Origin of the sequence: Cupriavidus sp. USMAHM13 (assembly GCF_001854285.1) — a bacterium.
In the GTDB taxonomy this organism is placed as follows: Bacteria; Pseudomonadota; Gammaproteobacteria; order Burkholderiales; family Burkholderiaceae; genus Cupriavidus; species Cupriavidus malaysiensis.
On the sequence record NZ_CP017751.1, the window covers coordinates 2,669,966 to 2,687,717 of the forward strand.

The following is a 17,752-nucleotide window of genomic DNA, read 5'->3' on the forward strand; positions in this document are numbered from 1 at the left end:
CCGACCCCGCACCTGATCGCCAAGGAGACCCGAGATGCCGCGCTTCGCCGCGAACCTGTCGCTGATGTACACCGAGCACGACTTCCTGGACCGCTTCGCCGCCGCCGCGCGGGACGGCTTCCAGGGCGTCGAATTCCTCTTCCCGTACGAGCATCCGGCCGCCGAGATCCGCCGGCGGCTCGACGATAACGGCCTGGTGCAGGCCCTGTTCAATGCGCCGCCCGGCGACTGGACCGCGGGCGAGCGCGGCACCGCCGCGCTGCCCGGCCGCGAGGCCGAGTTCCGCGCCGGCTTCGCCCGCGCGCTCGACTATGCCTCGGTGATCGGCAATGATCGCCTTCACGTGATGGCCGGCCTGGTGCCGGCCGGTGCCGAACGCGCGCGCTGCCTCGCCGTGTACCGGGAAAACCTCGCCCACGCCGCGGCCGCCGCGGCCGCGCACGGCATCACGGTGCTGATCGAGCCGATCAACACGCGCGACATGCCGGGCTACCTGCTGAACCGCCAGGACGAAGCCCAGGCCATCCGCCGCGAGATCGGCGCGGCCAATCTCCAGGTCCAGTTCGACTGCTACCACTGCCAGATCGTCGAAGGCGACCTGGCAAAGAAGCTCGAACGCGACATCGGCGGCATCGGCCATATCCAGATCGCGGGCGTGCCCGACCGCCACGAACCCGACCTCGGCGAGCTGAACTACCCCTATCTGTTCGACGTGATCGACCGGCTCGGCTACGCCGGCTGGATCGGTTGCGAGTACCGTCCGCGCGCCGGCACCTCGGCCGGGCTGGGCTGGCTCCGGGCCTACCTGGCGCGCTAGCCTCGGCATGGGCGGCGGCGCCGGCGACACCACACCGCCGCCCCGCGCCTTCCCCGCGCTCCTGCGCGCCGTTTCGCTATACTGGGCCGCGGACCCGGGCACGCCGGCCCTGCTCCGGCGGCCCGTCCGGCCATGGCAGCGGTCGCGCCACCTGAAGCGCATGCAGCGACGGCCGCCACGGTGCGCCTGTATGGAGGCCCCGATGAAATCCTTCCACTGCGGCCAATGCGGCCAGCTGGTGTTCTTCGAGAACGTCCGCTGCGAGCGCTGCGAAGCGCCGCTCGGCTACCTGCCCGACCTCGGCGAAGTCAGCGCCTTCGCGCCCGCCGACGACGGCACCTGGCACAGCCTGCACCCGGCGGCCGCGGGCAAGCCCTACCGCCCCTGCCACAACTACGCGGTGGAAAACGTCTGCAACTGGATGATTCCCGCCGACGCGGCCCACGCCGACGACACGCTGTGTGCCGCCTGCCAGCTCACCGCCACCATCCCCAACCTGGACACGCCGGGCAACCGGCTGCTCTGGTACAAGGTCGAGGTAGCCAAGCGCCGGTTGCTCTACACGCTGGACATGCTGGGCCTGCCGATCGGCACCGGCGAGCTGCCGGCAGACCGGCCCATGCGCTTCGCCTTCAAGGAAACGAGCGAAGACGAGCCGGTACTGACCGGCCACGCCGACGGCCTCGTCACCCTCAATATCGCCGAAGCCGACGATGCCGAACGCGAGCGCGTGCGCGCCCAGATGCACGAGCCCTATCGCACGCTGCTGGGCCATTTCCGCCACGAGATCGGCCACTACTACTTCGACCGCCTGGTGCGCGGCACCCACTGGATCGAACCGTTCCGCGCCCGCTTCGGCGACGAGCGCGCCGACTACCAGGCCGCGCTCGCGCAGCACTACGAGCACGGCGCGCCGCAGGGATGGCAAGAGCAGTACATCAGCAGCTACGCCGCCATGCATCCCTTCGAAGACTGGGCGGAAACCTGGGCGCACTACCTGCACATCGTCGACACCCTCGACACCGCCACCGCCTGCGGCCTGGTGCTGGCGCCCGAAGACGAGCGCCTGCCGCAACTGAGCGACCAGACCGCCGTCGACGAAGCCAGCTTCCACAACCTGATGCAGCGCTGGTTCCCGCTCACCTACGCGCTCAACAGCCTCAACCGCAGCCTGGGCGTGCCGGACGCCTATCCCTTCGCGCTGGCGCCAGCGGTGGTGGCCAAGCTGCGCTTCGTGCACAACGTGGTCAGCGCCGCGCGCCGCGCCGGCCGCGCGGCGATGGCGCCCGGCAGCGCAGCCGCACCCGGAGCGACGGCGGCCGGCAGCAGCAGCGAGGCGGATGGCGCGGCGCAGGGTTGAGGGGGGTGGTTGGCGGGTCTTGTGCCGGGCTGGTGGTGGATGCCGGCCATCACGGCTGGCGCCGGCGCGGAGTGAATGCCGCCGTACTGGCGAATGCCGGCCCTCTCCCCCAACCCCTCTCCCGCAAGCGGGAGAGGGGAGCAAACCGGCGCGGAGCAAATCCCGTCACGCTTGGTGGAGCCAGACGAGATGCGCCAACACGAAGCGCCAAGCGCGCGGACTTGGTTCCTTCTCCCCGCACGGGGAGAAGGTTGGGGAGAGGGGTGGTTCAGCAAGGCGCCACGCGCAAACGAAGCCAAGGGTGTAATCCCGCCCGCAAGCAAAGAAACGAAGCCGACGGTGTGATCCAAGCATCCACGGCCAGCCGGCGCCTGCCCGATCAAACCGCCCCGCCAGCGCTACACTATCGCCAGCAAGCGCCCCCACCCCGGCAAACCCGAACCGCCCGCAGAGACGGCAGAGGAGACAGGACACCCGATCCCCCGGGACCGATCGCCCCCATGCATGGACCACCTGGTCCACAAAGGTGTAGCATCGGTTCCTTAACCTGTTAGCCTGTTAGCCCGTTAGCCAACCCGACGATGCAAGCCGATACCCTCAAGCAGCCCGCCACCGCCCCCGCGGATACCGCACCGCACAAAGGCAGCGCGCTCGACTGGACCCAGCGCCTGGTGACCTACGACACCACCAGCCGCCACTCCAATCTCGGCCTGATCGAGGCCGTGCGCGACCACTTCCTGGCCAAGGGCCTGCGCCCCCACCTCAGCTACAACCCGCAGCAGGACAAGGCCAACCTGTTCGTCACCGTGCCCGCCGCCGACGGCAGCACCGATGGCGGCATCGTCCTCTCCGGCCACACCGACGTGGTGCCGGTGGACGGCCAGAACTGGACCACCGACCCCTTCCAACCCGTGGTGCGCGACGGCAAGCTGTTCGGCCGCGGCACCTGCGACATGAAGGGCTTCATCGGCACCAGCCTGGCACTGCTGCCCACCATCCTGCAGGCCCGGCTGCGCGAGCCGGTGCACTATGCCCTCTCCTTCGACGAAGAGATCGGCTGCATGGGCGCGCCCTACCTGCTGGCCGAACTGCGCGAGCGCGGCGTGCGCCCCTCGGGCTGCATCGTCGGCGAACCCACCAGCATGCGCGTGATCGTGGCGCACAAGGGCATCAACGCCTACCGCTGCTGCGTCAAGGGCTTCGCCGCCCACTCGTCCCTCACGCCGCGCGGCGTCAACGCCATCGAATACGCGGCGCGCCTGATCTGCTTCATCCGCGACATCGCCGACGAGTTCAAGGCCAACGGCCCCTACGACCAGGCCTTCGACGTGCCCTACACCACGGCGCAGACCGGCACCATCCAGGGCGGCATCGCCCTCAACACCATTCCGGCGCTGTGCGAATTCATCTTCGAATTCCGCAACCTGCCCGGCGTGGACCCCGAGGCCCTGTTCCAGCGCATCCAGTCGCACGCCAATGACGTGCTGCTGCCGCGCATGCGCGCCGAGCACCCGGACGCCGACCTGGCCATCAGCAAGATCGCCGCCGCGCCCTCGCTCGACGCCGCCGAGCAAGACGCCATCACCCAGCTGGTGCGCGCCCTCACCGGCGACCGCGAGGTCAACAAGGTCGCCTACGGCACCGAGGCCGGCCTGTTCCAGCGCGCCGGCATCCCCGCCGTGGTGTGCGGCCCCGGCGATATCCAGCAGGCCCACAAGCCCGACGAGTTCGTCACGCTGGAGCAGCTCGCCGAATGCGAGCGCTTCCTCGGCAAGGTGATCGACAGCCTGCGCCTGCCCTGAGCCTGCGCTTGCCCTGAGCCGGACCTGGCTACGCCCGGCCAGGCCCGCCAACCCGATGCAGTAAGCCCCGTCTACCGTAGTACCCGGGCCGCGCTACCCGCCGCGGCCCGGCCTTTGCGTCATGTCCCATAACAAAACGAGGAGACAGCATGACAGCAGTACCGGCAGGCAACACCAAGGCAAACCCCGCCCACGCAAGCGCCGTCGCCCCGGCCTCGCGCCACCCCTGGCGCGCGGTCATCTCCGCCTCCATCGGCAACGCGCTCGAATGGTTCGACCTGGTGGTCTACGGCTTCTTCGCCGTCACCATCTCCAAGCTCTTCTTCCCCACCCATGACGAAACCACCTCGCTGCTGCTGACGCTGGGCACCTTCGGCGTGTCCTTCTTCATGCGGCCGCTGGGCGCCATCGTCATCGGCGTCTACGCCGACCGCCGCGGCCGCCGCGCCGCGCTCACGCTGTCCATCCTGCTGATGATGGTCGGCACGTTCATCATCGCCCTGCTGCCCACCTACGCATCCATCGGCCTGCTGGCGCCGCTGGGCATCGTCGCCGCGCGCATGATCCAAGGCTTCTCCGCCGGCGGCGAGTTCGGCAGCGCCACCGCCTTCCTGGCCGAGCACGCCCCGCAGCGGCGCGGCTTCTACGCCAGCTTCCAGGTCGCCAGCCAGGGCCTCACCACACTGCTGGCGGCCGGCTTCGGCGCCCTGCTCACCGCCACCCTCACGCCCGAGCAGATGCAAAGCTGGGGCTGGCGCGTGCCCTTCCTGTTCGGCCTGGCCATCGGCCCGGTGGCCTACTACATCCGCCGCCACGTCGACGAAACCCCCGAATTCCTGCACAGCGAAGGCACCGCCACGCCGCTGCGCGACACCCTCGGCCACCAGAAAGAACGGCTGCTGCTGGCCATGGGCGTGGTCATCGTCGCCACCGTGTCCACCTACCTGGTGCTGTACATGCCCACCTACGCCGTCAAGCAGCTCGGCCTGCCGCCCTCGGCCGCCTTCGCCGCCACGCTGGCCACCGGCGTGGTGCAGATGCTGTTCTCCCCGCTGGTCGGCCACTGGTCCGACCGCATCGGCCGCATCCCCCTGATGCAACTCGCCGCCGCGCTGCTGCTGGCCACCATCTGGCCCGTGTTCTGGCTGCTCAGCACCTACCCCAGCTTCGGCATGATGCTGGTCGTGCAGATCATGCTGGGCCTGATGATGACGCTCTACTTCGGCGCCCTGCCCGCGCTGGCCTCCGAGATCTTCCCGGTGCAGACACGCACCACCGGGCTCTCGCTGAGCTACAACATCGCGGTGACCATCTTTGGTGGGTTCGCGCCGTTTATCTTGACGTGGCTGATCGGGGCCACTGGCAGCAAACTGGCGCCGAGTTTCTATCTGATTGCGTGTGCGGCGGTGAGTTTGTTTGCGCTCACGCGGACGCGGGATCGGTTGGGGATCCGCTAGCGCCTACCCAAGCCCGAACCTCGCGCCGTGCCGGGCGCGCCCCCATCCAACCAACAAGAAACGGCACAACAGGACCCAAACAGAGGAGAACCATCCCATGGCAGCTCGCCATCCCGCACGCTCCCGAGACAACACGCGCGGCAATCATCGTCGCCCCCTCAGCATGGCCGGCACGCTAGGCACCCTCGCCCTGGCCGCCGGCCTGCTGATGGCGCCGGCCGCGCAGGCCCAGACGGCCGCCGCCCCGCAAGCCGCCACCGCCACCCCGGCCGCCGCCGACCTGCACGCCCAGATCGAAACCCGCGCCAAGGCCATCGAAGCCCAGCTGATCGCCTGGCGGCGCGACATCCACCAGCACCCCGAACTGGGCAACTACGAAGTCCGCACCTCCAAGCTGGTAGCCGACCACCTGCGCAAGCTCGGCATGGAAGTGAAAACCGGCGTGGCCAAGACCGGCGTGGTCGGCCTGCTGAAGGGCGGAAAGCCCGGCCCCGTGGTCGCCCTGCGCGCCGACATGGACGCCCTGCCCGTCAAGGAACGCGTGGACGTGCCCTTCGCCTCCAAGGCCAAGGGCCAATACCTGGGCAAGGAAGTCGACGTGATGCACGCCTGCGGCCACGACACCCACGTCGCCATCCTCATGGCCACCGCCGAAGTCCTGGCCGGCATGAAGGACCAGCTCCCCGGCAGCGTCAAGTTCATCTTCCAGCCCGCCGAAGAAAGCCCCGCCGACTTCGAACCCAACGGCAGCAATATGTGGGGCGCCAAGCAGATGGTCGCCGAAGGCGTGCTCGACAACCCCAAGGTAGACGCCATCTTCGGCCTGCACGTCAGCAGCGGCCTCGAATCCGGCAAGCTCGGCTGGCGCAGCGGCCCCTCCATGGCCGCCGCCGACCAGTTCTGGATCGACGTCAAAGGCCGCCAGACCCACGGCGCCCGCCCCTGGGCCGGCATCGACCCCGTCGTCGTCGCCTCCCAGATCGTGCTCGGCCTGCAGACCATCCGAAGCCGCCAGGTCAACGCCATGCTCGAACCCTCGGTCATCACCGTCGGCACCATCCACGGCGGCAACCGCATGAACATCGTGCCCGAGAAGGTCGAGATGATGGGCACCATCCGCACCTATGACGAAGGCATGAAGAAAGACATCCATGCCCGCATGAAACGCACCACCGAAGCCATCGCCTCCAGCTCCGGCGCCGAAGCCACCTTCAAGGTGGTGGAGCTGTACAACGCCACCGTCAACCAACCCGCGCTGACCGAAAAGATGGCGCCCACCCTGGTGCGCGTGGCAGGAGACGGAAACTGGATGATCGTGCCGAAGGCCACCGCCTCGGAAGACTTCTCCTTCTATCAGGAAAAGGTGCCGGGCCTGTTCTTCAACCTGGGCGTAACGCCCAAGGGCACGGACCTGGCCAAGGCCGCGTCCAACCACTCGCCGGAGTTCTATGTGGATGAACCGGCGTTGGTGAACGGCGTACGCGCCTTGTCCAATCTGACCGTGGACTATATGGTGATGGCGCAACGCTGAGCGAAGCCAACGGGCGGCTGAGTTGCCCTCAGCCGCCCCGCCCGTCGTGGATCCAGGCCAGCGCCGCACCCGCATCCCAACCCATCCAAAACGAAGCCGCTCCCAGCCACCAGGCCGGCCAGCGGCCGACTCTCCTCTCATGACACAAACCATGCAGATTCGCCCGATCCGCCCCGAAGACTACGCCATGTGGAAACCGCTCTGGGACGGCTACAACGCCTTCTACGGACGCTCCGGCCCCACCGCCCTGGCTGATGACATCACGCAGGTGACATGGCAACGGTTCTTCAACCCCATCGAGCCGGTCTTCGCGCTGGTCGCCGAGCAGGACAGCAAGCTGATCGGCCTGGTGCACTACCTCTTCCATCGCGGCACGACCCGGATTGAACCGGTGTGCTATCTGCAGGATCTGTTCACGGATGCGAACGCGCGCGGGCGGGGTTGTGGGCGGGCGTTGATTGAAGGGGTCTATGCGCAGGCCAAGCTGGCGGGGGCTCGGCGGGTTTATTGGCAGACGCAGGTGGGGAATGCGGCTGGGCGGGCGCTGTATGACAAGGTGGCGGAACACAAGGGGTTTATTGTGTATGCGCATGAGATGCCTGCTTGAGCAGAAGCCTCGGCGAGAGATCCGGAAAGCTCGCTTAGTTGGCGCATGCATCCCGCGCTATACTCTGCCCGTCGCTGCAACCACAGCGATCGGGGTTGGAAGCCCGTACACAGGCGGACAAAAACCGTCACACGACGATTTTTGTCCGTCGCGCCTTCGCACGTCCTCAGCGGGCGGGCCTTGGCGGGGGAGCCTTCGGGCTCGCCGGTCCTGTGTCCGGTCTTCCAACCTTGTCATGCGCCCGCCCACCCCATTTGGAAGTGGGGAGCGGATCCACACCGCATACACAGGAGGCCGTACCATGCGCAATCCCGCGCTTTTCTGTATCGAGCCGCTGGCATGTCCCGCATGCCGTTTTCCCACCGCCCCCTCGCTTCGCGTGCCTGTCGCGCACAAGGAGGCTCCCAATGGATAACCCCCGCCAGCACACCCGCTACGGCCTTACCGCCGAGTATCGTAATGCGGACATTCATCTGCATTCGCGCGCGCTCTGCGAAACGCCGTTGACCTTAGCCGCCGAGAAGTCGGCACAGCTTTATGCTCTGCTCTTTCTGGCTCGCGACTGCGCGGAGTCAGGTACGTTCGGTGACCTGAACGCGGAGATTCAGAACCGCGTGCTCACGCTGGCTGCTGGGCTGGCGCACGAGACGTTGGTGTTGAGTGAGTTGGCGGCGCAGGGCGAAGCTGACTCGGCAGCTCCATAACCATTGGGACGAGGCCGGTTTGATGCCGGCCTCGACGGGATCGACTGAGACGCAACCGCTCCATCCTCTTCGACCAGCCTAACTGTTGGCGGCGACAGCCTCTACCGGCCCGTAAGAGGCCTTCACCAGTGAGTCGTTGCCGACCGCTGTGCAGCGATAGGCGGCCATCTATTAAAACGGCCACGCCCCATTTCGCAGTTGACCCGCTGACCTGTCTGATAAAGCCCTGGAATTGCCAACTCATTGAACCCGTTGCGCCAAGACGCGTTCGTTCGGGGCCTTCCGGCGGAGTATCATGCCGTGTGCCATATCTGGACTCACACCGCATGTACGGTCAGAACCGCTCACGAACGACAGGTTCGCGGAAGGGGCCTTCGGCCTGCCGGATAACTCGCGTTGCCTATTTCGACCAGAATCAAATGGGCAAAACCGAATCGACAGAGTTTCCGATCGATCTTCATGTCAATCGACGCTATTAAAAGAAGACCATGAAAAGAGAAATTCCCAGCGCCAACGAAATGCCATCCGTTTTAGACCGGGAGATCGCGGATGCTCAACTCGACGCGTTTGGTCACCGTCATTTTGCTCTCGCGTTACGTAGTCTGATCGAGTCGGAAGATCACCCGACGCCTTTCAGCATTGGCCTTCTCGGTGGCTGGGGTACGGGTAAGAGCAGCATCAAAGAGATGTACATGGCAGAGCTTCGAAACGATGCCACAAAGCACCAGGGCTCGAAGCGATCGGAGAAGATACAGTGCATAACCTTTAATGCATGGCGGTTTGGGGGGCGCGACCAAGACATCAAGCGGGCACTACTGCGCCATGTATTTCTTGAGCTCGGTGGGCACGAGGAAAATCTGCAGGACCGGCTCTTCCGCCAGATCAGCCACGTCACGGAACAGCCCAAACCGACCCTCAAATACTTCTGGGAAACACTTCGCTCCTGGATGCTGCCTATCCCCGCTGTGCTGGCGGTTATGGTCACATTTATCAGCATTCTCGCCGTCAGCAACTGGATCCTCGGCTCCGGTCATGACGCGACCAAGGTAACTTTGACATTGTGTGTGTCGGTTCTCTTTGGATACGTGCTCAAGCACATGAAACCACCAGAAGTGAAGGCCACGTCTGCCATGACGCGCGTGATGCTACCCAGCACCAGTTCGGAGCAGTACGAGGACATGCTGCTTGAACAACTGGCGAGCTACAAGGACGGAAAAGACAAATCCCCCGATGGGCGGAATGGGAAGAAATGTGAACGACTGGTTGTTTTCGTCGATGATTTGGACAGGTTGTCGGCGGAAGAGATGGTGCTCGGTCTGGATGGCGTGCGCACGTTCATGGAGATTCCGAAAGGTCGCCTGCCAGATGGTCTCGGTCTGGTATTTGTCATTTCGTGCGACGAAGGGAAAATTGCGGATGCGCTGGCCAAAGGCCGACGTTCGGCAGATTTGCCCGCGACAGTTTTCAACCGGTTTGATGCCCGGCGGTACCTCGACCGGATCTTCCAGTTCCGCCTGGAGATTCCACCGTCACCCCGTAACGACATGCGAGACTTTGCTACCCGGAAACTGGAAAGCATGGGCGGCGTTGCATCCGATCTCGCAGCACGCGGTGTGCCTCTGGCACCCGTTGTTGACAGAATGATTCATGCAGGCGTGCAGGATCCGCGAAATGCGCTGCAAATTGTCAACGCGTTCGAGCAGTCGTGGTGGCTGGCAAAAAAGCGTGAAGCCGACGGGGTTGGCAGCGATCGCGCAGGCGGGTTGCACGAGGGGGCAGTCACCGACCATCCCATATCACTTGGCGCGCTTTCGGCCCTGAAAGTGAGCTTTCCGGATTTTTATCGCGAACTGCAGGATGACCCTGAGCTTCTCTTTCATTTCACAGAAGTCGTCGTGAGAGGGCAAAGTCTGTCTGAGCGCCCGGAATCCATCCAGCGAATCCTGGCCGACAAGTACCTACTGCCTGAGCCTGCTCCGGTTGGGGAGGAGACTACCGCCAAACAGAAACCGCAGTTGCGACCAGAATACAGGCTGCTACGTCAGTTTCTCGCCGGACTCGTAGGCGTTCGATGGGCGCAGCCACTGGAAAGCCTGCTACTGCTCTCCGAAGATCCTATCTCCCGACGGCTCGGGCCGAAGATTGCTCAATTGCGAAACGCATTCGTATCCGGCGACACCGATGGCGTTCTGGAGGGACTGGGCAGGCATCATGATATTTCGCCTTTGAGCGTCGAGCAGGCAAAGAATCTGTACAACCTCTTTGAAGATCTGAGAGGCGAAACGGAAGCGCGCCGCACGAATGGGGCGCGCGTGATGGCAGACGTAATCGAGCGGATTCCGGATCCTCCTCTCACACAGGTGCTAAACGAGCTTTGCAGGACGCTTGACGACAGTCCAAGCCTACGTTCGCAGTTGGGACCTGTACGGATCAGGAGTCTGCTCACCAAAGCATCAGGTTCCGACAAACGTGCCGTGACTTCTCGCCTCATTGGCGACGCGATGGTAAGCGACGAGGATTTGGGCCTCAAGCTCGACTCCGGTCAGACGCCGAGCCTAGACGAGGCAATTGGGATGATGAGAACCATTGTTGCGCTTGCCATCCGTGTACGCGCGGAACAGGGTTTGGAAGCAAGGGAAGACGCGCTGTTCCTTGACTGGTTGCTGGCTCGAAATGTTCGTGTTCGTAGCGCATCCAGACAGCTCGGCTTTGAGGAACTGGAAGCATGGCTCTCAAACGATACAGGCAGCATCGCGAGTTCTTTGGGGACTCGCTACGTGGATGCACTTGCAAGTGAACTTGAAAAGGACGAGCCGGCAACATTCGACATGGGCGCCGCAATGCAACGTGCTGACGACGTGTTCTCCGCGCAATTGCCTGTTGGGGAAGAGGCACGGCGAGCGACATGGCCAATCGTGTGCCGGTTTATGCAGCTCAGTCAGCCGGGTGCAGTGAGAACCGCCTGGCAAGTCGCCGTGTCAAACGAAGGACTTGCCACAGACGGTGAAATCTCATCGTTCGTCAGTGCATTCGCCACTCGTCTGCTGCACAGCATCACTGACGACAGTTCCGAGGTCGACGTTCATGAGGCATTCCCGGAGCTGATGAAGCTGGTTGTCGCGCGGATAAAGTCGCTCGACAATAGCGCGCTGCAGTGCCTGGTCGAGCTTGCAACAGCATGGAGTCGCAAGGACGTTCTCGCCCGACACGCGTGCGACCTCATCTCTCAACTGCGTCGGGCAAACACTGCCATGGTCACAGCGGTGTTGACCACTTGGGCTCCGCGAGTAATCTCGGATCTTCCCCTGCCCTGTCTCGAGATGCTAACGGAGCTTCTGCCCGGAGAGGATGACAGCCTCAAGGTTGCGGTCACGAACTCAGTGACCACCATTCTGAGCAATGAGTCGATTAACGATGCCATGGCAAACCGTTACTCAGCGTTCATCGGCGGGCTTCCCGCCTCAAACTGGGACAAGACACCGTTCAAGGGGCATCTGGACAGCGCTTTAAGCAATCTCGCCAGCCGGAGCGCAAACGGTAACTATCTTGAAGCGATCTTTCCGCCCATCGCAAAAGTGCTTGCCCATGCGACACCCCAAACACTTGGAACCTCACTGCAGCAGCTCTTCCAGCAGGCCAAGAACTATCCCGGTCACTACGCGTTGCTGCATCGACAGATGGTCGGTCGCTGGCCTGCGTCTGCCCCGACGCTAGCGCCATATGACCCATCTGTACTGTTTGATGAGGCCTGTGCCACTTCGATCGGCCAGGCGGTAACAGTGAAAGACGATGTGCTCAGCTCCGTTTCCGACATGCTCGACCGCAGCGTGGTCGGGCAGGAAAAGCGTGCGCGTCTCATCGAGACCGCATGTGCTCTCTGGAAGGTCGAGCCTCGTCTCGCGCTACCGTTCTTCCGGCGATATCCTGACCTCTCGGTCGAGCAGATTGATTCTCTCGTGAGCACGTTGAAAACTGGCGAGCCTGAACAGATAGCGACACTCAACGAGGCATGGCAGGTCGTGTCACGACACGTCGGGGACGATGCGCGTTGGGCAGTTACCGTTGCGCTGCTTCGTCGCGGTGCCGTTCAGACCAGTGGGGATGCAGACCTGGCCCTAAATGTGTGGCTTTCTGCTCAGGACGAGGGCGGACGTGCGTTGCTGAAAGACCTGCTCGTTGATGCGAATATTGCTGATGAGCAAAGGGCAAGACTCTGGAGACAAGCCATTTCACGCTCCGAGATATTTGACAGAGGGTTCTTTGTTGACTTAATTCCGCGTTCCTTGAGCGTGCAGAACAGCGAGGCCATCTCGGCCGCTATTTTCGACAGCGAACAGATCATTGAAAAGCTGATGAATGATGGCGAAGCACGCTCGGACTTGGCCCGCGGCCTGATGGGCCGGTTCCATGAGTTCAGAACGGAAACGATCAAGGGCCGCGCAGCTGCTATGGCGAACCGACTGGTCGGCAACGTTGCACTGAAGGGGCTGAGCATCGAAAGCCTGACGGCGAGCGATGCTGCGATTCTCTCCGGCGCATTTGGCCCGTCCAGGGAACTGGACCGGATCGGAGACCGAATCCCTAAAGACAATTAGAGGCGTGCTGGCTCGGCGAACTGTTCACACATCGGTTCGTCGTGGTCGCGGTGGTCCCTACGAAGTACGACGCGCACAATTGGGCGACGCGGCCTTCCTGAATCGGGCCCCAATCCGGCCTCGCGTCGGCCTCCCTCCGGCCACCGCGCTCACGCACGTTGGCCAGCCTCCAGTGCCGGAAGCAGAAGACCGACGAAGGTCTCCATCAGGTGATCACTGACGGCCAGCGTCCCCGAAGCGGACAACTCTCCGGCCTCGCCTTTCCCTTCGTGGACAAATTGGAAGCAGACCCGGTCGATTACCGGCTTGAACTTCGGGAAAGCGGCACGCAGGTCATCACTGGCGTTGCCCTGTGACTGGAGTTCCAGCCGGACGCTGGCATGGCCGCCGAGCAGCGCGCCGGCCGCCTTGACCTTGCGTACCACCAGATGCCCAGCCTGCGGCGCGGCACGCAGGACATTCAGCAGCGCAAGCACATCGAAGCGCACGGCCTCGACTGACATGCCTGTCTCCACGACGTCCGACAACACGGTGACGAACGATCTGACTGATCGGGGAGGGTCGATCAGCACGATTAGGTAGCGGCCGCCGCTGATCGCCAGCAAATAGAACCGGAATATGTTGTAGCGCACCGACTCGACGTGCCGGATTTCGCCGAATGGATCCTCGAGTGTCTCCCGCTGGACAAAGCGCTCGATGAAACGGGCCTCGATCCGCTTGCTGCGGACTTCCAGCAACTCGAAACCCAGGCCACTCTCGAGCGTGAAGGCGGACTCTGCCAGGCGCGCAGCGAGCGCCCGCACCCCCAGGTCAAGATGCATCTCAATCCATTTTGTCTTCGCCATTGCCATTTCGCCGTCTGCCTTACAGCTTCTTTGCCACCGCCCGGGCTGCCTCTTCGATGCGCCGGCCCAACGTGGTGTCCTCCCCGTCCGTGAGCCCCGTGCGGGATTTGTTGAAACTCGAGTCTTCCTGCATCTTGTAGAACCCGCGTGGCAGATACGAAAACCTGGTGCAGGTCTCGGGCTCGGAGAACTGCGCCTCGAACTCATAAAGGTCCGGGTCCTGCGCCCGCTCGTTGACGGCCTGCCACACGATCTTCCACAGGTAAAACCCTTTAGCAAAGAGAATTCGCAGTTCGTCGGATTGCAGGACGCCTTCGCCCTTGAGCGACGCTTTGGTGATATGTACGCCGATGTCGACGGTGGGATCCGGTTCCTCGTCCTCACCGTCCCCGTTCAACTTCGGCTTGTAGACATACGCGTCCGTGACATCGTGAAACTTGAAGCCCTTCACATTCTTGATGAGTTCCGTGAAGAACTGCGAGCGCCTGACTGGATCCTGGACATGTTCGAGGGACACTTCATCGATGTCGAGCGTGTCGTCGGTTTCCTTGGCCACATCGGCGATCAAGGTGCGCGTCCACTCATCGACGTGATCATTATGTGGGCCGCTGATGGCGATGTCAGAGCCGGATGCCTCGACGGTGAGAGTGGCCTCCTTGGCGACCACCTGGCGGAATTCTGTGTGATTGAACTGCGTGACCTGGTATTTCACGACGACGTCAAAACTGCCGTTCGCCCGCACCCGGACCGTCGCGACATCGCCTCCCGCGCGGATGGCTTCGCACAGCTTGTGGGCCGCCGTCTCAAACTGGCTGAGTTCCGCCGATTTCGAAACAACCCGCAGCGATGACATCCGTTCGCGACGCACGGGCGAGCCGAACAGCCTGGCCAGGGTCTGATAGTCCTGATAGTCATGGGCCAGGCGCGAATAATAGTTGGCCAGGCTGCGTCGAGGGGTGCCTTTCGAGACGATGATCCCCCGGCTGATGAACAGCTCACGCAGGTGGTGATTTGTAACAGCCGGCAAGTTCAGGGCATCGAAGATCGCCTTGTCGCCAGCACTATAGATGGCCATTTATTTCCCCTTCTTTTCCCAGCCCAGCTCCACCTTCGAGAAAGTCTTCTTCTCGATCTCGAGGATATCGAGTTTGATCGCCTCCAACATTTCCCGCTTGGCCGCGTCGAAGCCCCAGTCATGCAGGTAGGCGTCGATCGCGCGCTGGAAGTGGCTGCGAATATCTTTGTGCGGCTGATGGTGCGCCACTCGGATGCGCAGGGACTGTCCCGCCTGGGGAATCTGGTAGGTCGCGAGGCAATCGAACAGATACATAAACTCCGCATGGCTGTTGCCTGGCCGGTTGTAATAAATCACGTAGCCCGGACCGTGACGCTCAACGGTTGCCTTTTTCTTTTCATCGTACTTTGTCACTGTGTCATGCGAGATGATGAGAAACGGCCCCGCGATCAGTTCGATGGTGGCCGGCGCCTCGTCCGATCGGACTAGCACCCGATGCCTGCGCAACTCGGGATAGAAGAATTGATAGGAGGTTTCCGGAAAGCTGCCTTCCCGATGCAGGCGATTGGCATCCGAGATGATCGTGGTCATGTAATTGATCATCAACGGATCGATCACATGCAGCATCATGTTGGGTTCGAGCGGGAGGTTCTCGGTGCGGATCCCTCGCTCGCCGTGCTCGAACCGACCCGACTTCTTCGGATTGAAGATGTCGTAGAAATGCTTGTCGTACTCCGCGTCGTGGTTGTAGACAAACAATGCGCCACGGATCTCGCTTTCGCCCTCCTCCAGATTATACCGGCTATCCCATTCCTCACTGGATCGTGCACAGTCGATGGTCTGCGCCAATGACTTCAACGCAGCACGCACTGGGGAAGCCGAGATACTGCTGGTCGAATAGCTCTTCAGATCCATATTCATGAGTATCCGACGGTTCAGGTACGGGTCCACATAGCCGAACACAACATCCACCGGATGGGTATGTTCCGCCTTCTCCTTTCCGTTGTGCTTGGTGGCCTTTACGCAGGTGAAATTCTGGTCGAGCAAATCGACGCGTTTCCATCTGAACCACTCGAAGATCTCCTGCGAAATACGATTCGCCATCTCCGCTGTGGGTGCTGTTTCGCCACCGCTCATCTTGCCTCCAATGCCTTGTCAAACGGAACATTATGTGCCATCCAGCGGGACGCGCACCCCCTACCTCCGCAGGGCGTCGGACCCACTACGGATCGCCATTTGCGGCCGATACGCCACACAGGCGTGGTCAGCGCCGATGATATCAACTGCGCTGTAATGTCACGAAAGACGGCTTGTTTCGGCAGACGGCAATGACTGCTCTTTGCCCGACAGCCGGCAGCTTTCAAATGCTGCGCAGACGCACCAGCCTTGCATTAGGTCAGCCCGGCTTTGCCTCGACAAACGCCAACAGAAAGTCGCTCGCCAGCACCACGCACTCATCAAACCCTCGCTGAAAATCGAGACGCTGGATCCTCTCAAACTGCTCCCGCATGATCGGCGGCGCAGCCTGGATCTGCCTGACAAACGCCTGTGCGTGCCGCTGCAGGTACGGGGCAGCAGCAGCCAGCGCCGCCGGCTCGCGATCGATCACCGTGGCCAGGTCGAACAGGTCTCGTGCCGCCGCACGGTCGCCCCGGTGATAGAGCTTCTTGGCCACGATCTCCGCTGCGGTCTCGACCTTGACCGGCTGCCCCATGATTTCCCAGACCTCGAACGGGTGTTCCGTCAGGTTGGCGGCGGCGACGATATCGATCTCGCCGGCTTCCAGGACCAGCTTGACGAAGTTGGCTTGCTCCAGATAGTCGGGTGAGATGGCCTCGGCCGCGTCGCTCAGTCGGGGCGTCACGTAGCCAAGGTATTGCGGGTCCGGTACGAACAGATCGATGTCGCGGGAAAAGCGATGGCGGTACCGGAGCATGAGAACGGTGCCGCCGCCGAACGTCCAGAGCGGCTCGATCCCGCCGTGTTTGCGCACCTCGTCCATCAAGGTGAATGCATGTGGGAACAGGCTTTCCCAGATATCCCCTTTCAGTTCCACCTTCATGCCCACAGTCCTCCGCGCGTCGCCATCAATGCCTGAGCCAGCCTCCGCAGGTTCTTCCAGATCTCTGACGGCCTGCGCTGCCGCCTGGCGGCCACCTCCGCCACCATCTTGGTAACGAGCTGCAGTGGCGCCTCATCCAGCACCTGGGCCAGATGCGCCCGGAAGGCGCTGGGCACTTGGCCAGTAGCCAGCGCCTGCTCCAGTTCCTCCGGCGTCAACTCCCCTGCATAACTGACGCTGGCCCCTTTTGCGGCCATCCACAGTGCCCGCGTCGGCCTTCCCTCGGCTTGCCGCACTGCTTCGGGGTCGTCTACCTCCAGCGTCAGGCCAAGCACGTCCAACAGCCGCCCCAAGGTATCGAGCGTGGCATTGACGTGGCCGTGCTCGATGCCATTGAGGGACTGGCGCGACACATTTGCCATGTCTGCAAGCTGTTGCTGGGTGAGGTCTAGCGCTGTTCGTTTGCGTTGGATGGCTGCGCCAAGCGTTGCTGAGTTCATCCTGTGCTCCATTTTTGTCAAGTATAGGCGACAAAATGCTCGAGCTCGCTCTTTGCGGTCAGAGGTCACTCACAGGTCAGGGGGAGACGCACATCCATCCCTGCCGGTGTCAGACTGCGAGCGGGCCGCGAAACGCTGATGACCTCTCGTCGCAGAATCGATGCGTGGCTATGCCCCATCCTTCTTCGCGCTCGACTCCGTAGTGCCTGGGCACCTTGCGCAGAGATCCAGAGGCCCGTATTCACGCCACTGATATGCGCCATCGAGAAGTCGATGTGGCTTGATGCCCCGCTCTTCCTGGCCCGCGACGGAACGAATCGGGTCTCTTCGACAACCTGAACGAGGAGATCCAGAACCGCCCGCTCACGCTGGCTGCGGCGCTGGCAAATGAGGCGTTGGTGTTGAGTGAGTTGGCTTCGCAGGGCGACGCTACCTCAGCCGCTCCGCAGCCATTGGA

General features: G+C 62.9%; 13 protein-coding genes. 8 read left to right on the plus strand and 5 right to left on the minus strand.

Annotation, left to right across the window (positions count from 1 at the left end):
• The first annotated feature begins 34 nt into the window (after nucleotides 1-34).
• The 8 genes from otnI to BKK81_RS11725 all read left to right on the plus strand — a co-directional run bounded on the left by otnI (nucleotide 35) and on the right by BKK81_RS11725 (nucleotide 12,873).
• A complete protein-coding gene (gene otnI / locus BKK81_RS11690; protein WP_071012995.1) occupies nucleotides 35-817 on the plus strand; it encodes a 2-oxo-tetronate isomerase in 783 nt (260 codons plus the stop codon).
• A gap of 202 nt (nucleotides 818-1,019) precedes the next feature.
• A complete protein-coding gene (locus BKK81_RS11695; protein ID WP_071012996.1) occupies nucleotides 1,020-2,177 on the plus strand; it encodes a zinc-binding metallopeptidase family protein in 1,158 nt (385 codons plus the stop codon).
• Nucleotides 2,178-2,758: 581 nt separating this feature from the next.
• Nucleotides 2,759-3,979: an acetylornithine deacetylase gene (gene argE, locus BKK81_RS11700; protein WP_071012998.1), complete on the plus strand. Its 1,221-nt coding sequence runs from the start codon at nucleotides 2,759-2,761 to the stop codon at nucleotides 3,977-3,979.
• Between the two features lie 149 nt (nucleotides 3,980-4,128).
• A complete protein-coding gene (locus BKK81_RS11705) occupies nucleotides 4,129-5,436 on the plus strand; it encodes an MFS transporter (protein ID WP_083384077.1) in 1,308 nt (435 codons plus the stop codon).
• Between the two features lie 97 nt (nucleotides 5,437-5,533).
• Complete coding sequence (locus BKK81_RS11710) at nucleotides 5,534-6,967, plus strand: amidohydrolase (RefSeq protein ID WP_197523914.1); 1,434 nt, start codon at nucleotides 5,534-5,536, stop codon at nucleotides 6,965-6,967.
• A gap of 151 nt (nucleotides 6,968-7,118) precedes the next feature.
• Nucleotides 7,119-7,574 carry a GNAT family N-acetyltransferase gene (locus tag BKK81_RS11715; RefSeq protein ID WP_442873379.1) on the plus strand — a complete coding sequence of 152 codons (456 nt, stop codon included), beginning with the start codon at nucleotides 7,119-7,121 and terminating at the stop codon, nucleotides 7,572-7,574.
• 407 nt (nucleotides 7,575-7,981) lie between these two features.
• Nucleotides 7,982-8,278: a hypothetical protein gene (locus tag BKK81_RS11720; RefSeq protein WP_071013003.1), complete on the plus strand. Its 297-nt coding sequence runs from the start codon at nucleotides 7,982-7,984 to the stop codon at nucleotides 8,276-8,278.
• 488 nt (nucleotides 8,279-8,766) lie between these two features.
• Entirely contained in the window at nucleotides 8,767-12,873 is a 4,107-nt protein-coding gene (locus tag BKK81_RS11725; RefSeq protein WP_071013004.1) for a P-loop NTPase fold protein, read from the plus strand.
• Nucleotides 12,874-13,022: 149 nt separating this feature from the next.
• Here the strand turns inward: BKK81_RS11725 and BKK81_RS11730 are convergent, their stop codons facing one another.
• From BKK81_RS11730 to BKK81_RS11750, 5 genes are all read right to left on the minus strand, one after another.
• Nucleotides 13,023-13,718: a hypothetical protein gene (locus BKK81_RS11730; RefSeq protein ID WP_156811248.1), complete on the minus strand. Its 696-nt coding sequence runs from the start codon at nucleotides 13,716-13,718 to the stop codon at nucleotides 13,023-13,025.
• Nucleotides 13,719-13,737: 19 nt separating this feature from the next.
• Nucleotides 13,738-14,793, minus strand: a complete 1,056-nt coding sequence (locus BKK81_RS11735) for a hypothetical protein (protein ID WP_071013008.1) — start codon at nucleotides 14,791-14,793, stop codon at nucleotides 13,738-13,740.
• Nucleotides 14,794-15,870 carry a hypothetical protein gene (locus BKK81_RS11740; protein ID WP_071013010.1) on the minus strand — a complete coding sequence of 359 codons (1,077 nt, stop codon included), beginning with the start codon at nucleotides 15,868-15,870 and terminating at the stop codon, nucleotides 14,794-14,796. It lies immediately after the preceding gene.
• Nucleotides 15,871-16,129: 259 nt separating this feature from the next.
• Nucleotides 16,130-16,795, minus strand: coding sequence for a nucleotidyl transferase AbiEii/AbiGii toxin family protein (locus tag BKK81_RS11745; protein ID WP_071013011.1), 666 nt, complete (start codon nucleotides 16,793-16,795; stop codon nucleotides 16,130-16,132).
• Nucleotides 16,792-17,295 (minus strand): helix-turn-helix transcriptional regulator, encoded by a 504-nt coding sequence (locus BKK81_RS11750; protein ID WP_071013013.1) that lies wholly within the window; start codon nucleotides 17,293-17,295, stop codon nucleotides 16,792-16,794. The genes BKK81_RS11745 and BKK81_RS11750 overlap by 4 nt, the downstream gene beginning before the upstream one ends.
• Nucleotides 17,296-17,752 lie beyond the last annotated feature (457 nt).

Bases quoted from the DNA above. Each gene is read 5' to 3' on its own strand.
- BKK81_RS11725 (WP_071013004.1), top strand. From the start codon at position 8,767: ATGAAAAGAGAAATTCCCAGCGCCAACGAAATGCCATCCGTTTTAGAC.
- BKK81_RS11695 (WP_071012996.1), top strand. From the start codon at position 1,020: ATGAAATCCTTCCACTGCGGCCAATGCGGCCAGCTGGTGTTCTTCGAG.
- BKK81_RS11705 (WP_083384077.1), top strand. From the start codon at position 4,129: ATGACAGCAGTACCGGCAGGCAACACCAAGGCAAACCCCGCCCACGCA.
- BKK81_RS11750 (WP_071013013.1), bottom strand. From the start codon at position 17,295: ATGAACTCAGCAACGCTTGGCGCAGCCATCCAACGCAAACGAACAGCG.
- BKK81_RS11715 (WP_442873379.1), top strand. From the start codon at position 7,119: ATGCAGATTCGCCCGATCCGCCCCGAAGACTACGCCATGTGGAAACCG.
- otnI (WP_071012995.1), top strand. From the start codon at position 35: ATGCCGCGCTTCGCCGCGAACCTGTCGCTGATGTACACCGAGCACGAC.
- BKK81_RS11745 (WP_071013011.1), bottom strand. From the start codon at position 16,795: ATGAAGGTGGAACTGAAAGGGGATATCTGGGAAAGCCTGTTCCCACAT.
- BKK81_RS11735 (WP_071013008.1), bottom strand. From the start codon at position 14,793: ATGGCCATCTATAGTGCTGGCGACAAGGCGATCTTCGATGCCCTGAAC.
- BKK81_RS11730 (WP_156811248.1), bottom strand. From the start codon at position 13,718: ATGGCGAAGACAAAATGGATTGAGATGCATCTTGACCTGGGGGTGCGG.
- BKK81_RS11720 (WP_071013003.1), top strand. From the start codon at position 7,982: ATGGATAACCCCCGCCAGCACACCCGCTACGGCCTTACCGCCGAGTAT.
- argE (WP_071012998.1), top strand. From the start codon at position 2,759: ATGCAAGCCGATACCCTCAAGCAGCCCGCCACCGCCCCCGCGGATACC.
- BKK81_RS11710 (WP_197523914.1), top strand. From the start codon at position 5,534: ATGGCAGCTCGCCATCCCGCACGCTCCCGAGACAACACGCGCGGCAAT.
- BKK81_RS11740 (WP_071013010.1), bottom strand. From the start codon at position 15,870: ATGAGCGGTGGCGAAACAGCACCCACAGCGGAGATGGCGAATCGTATT.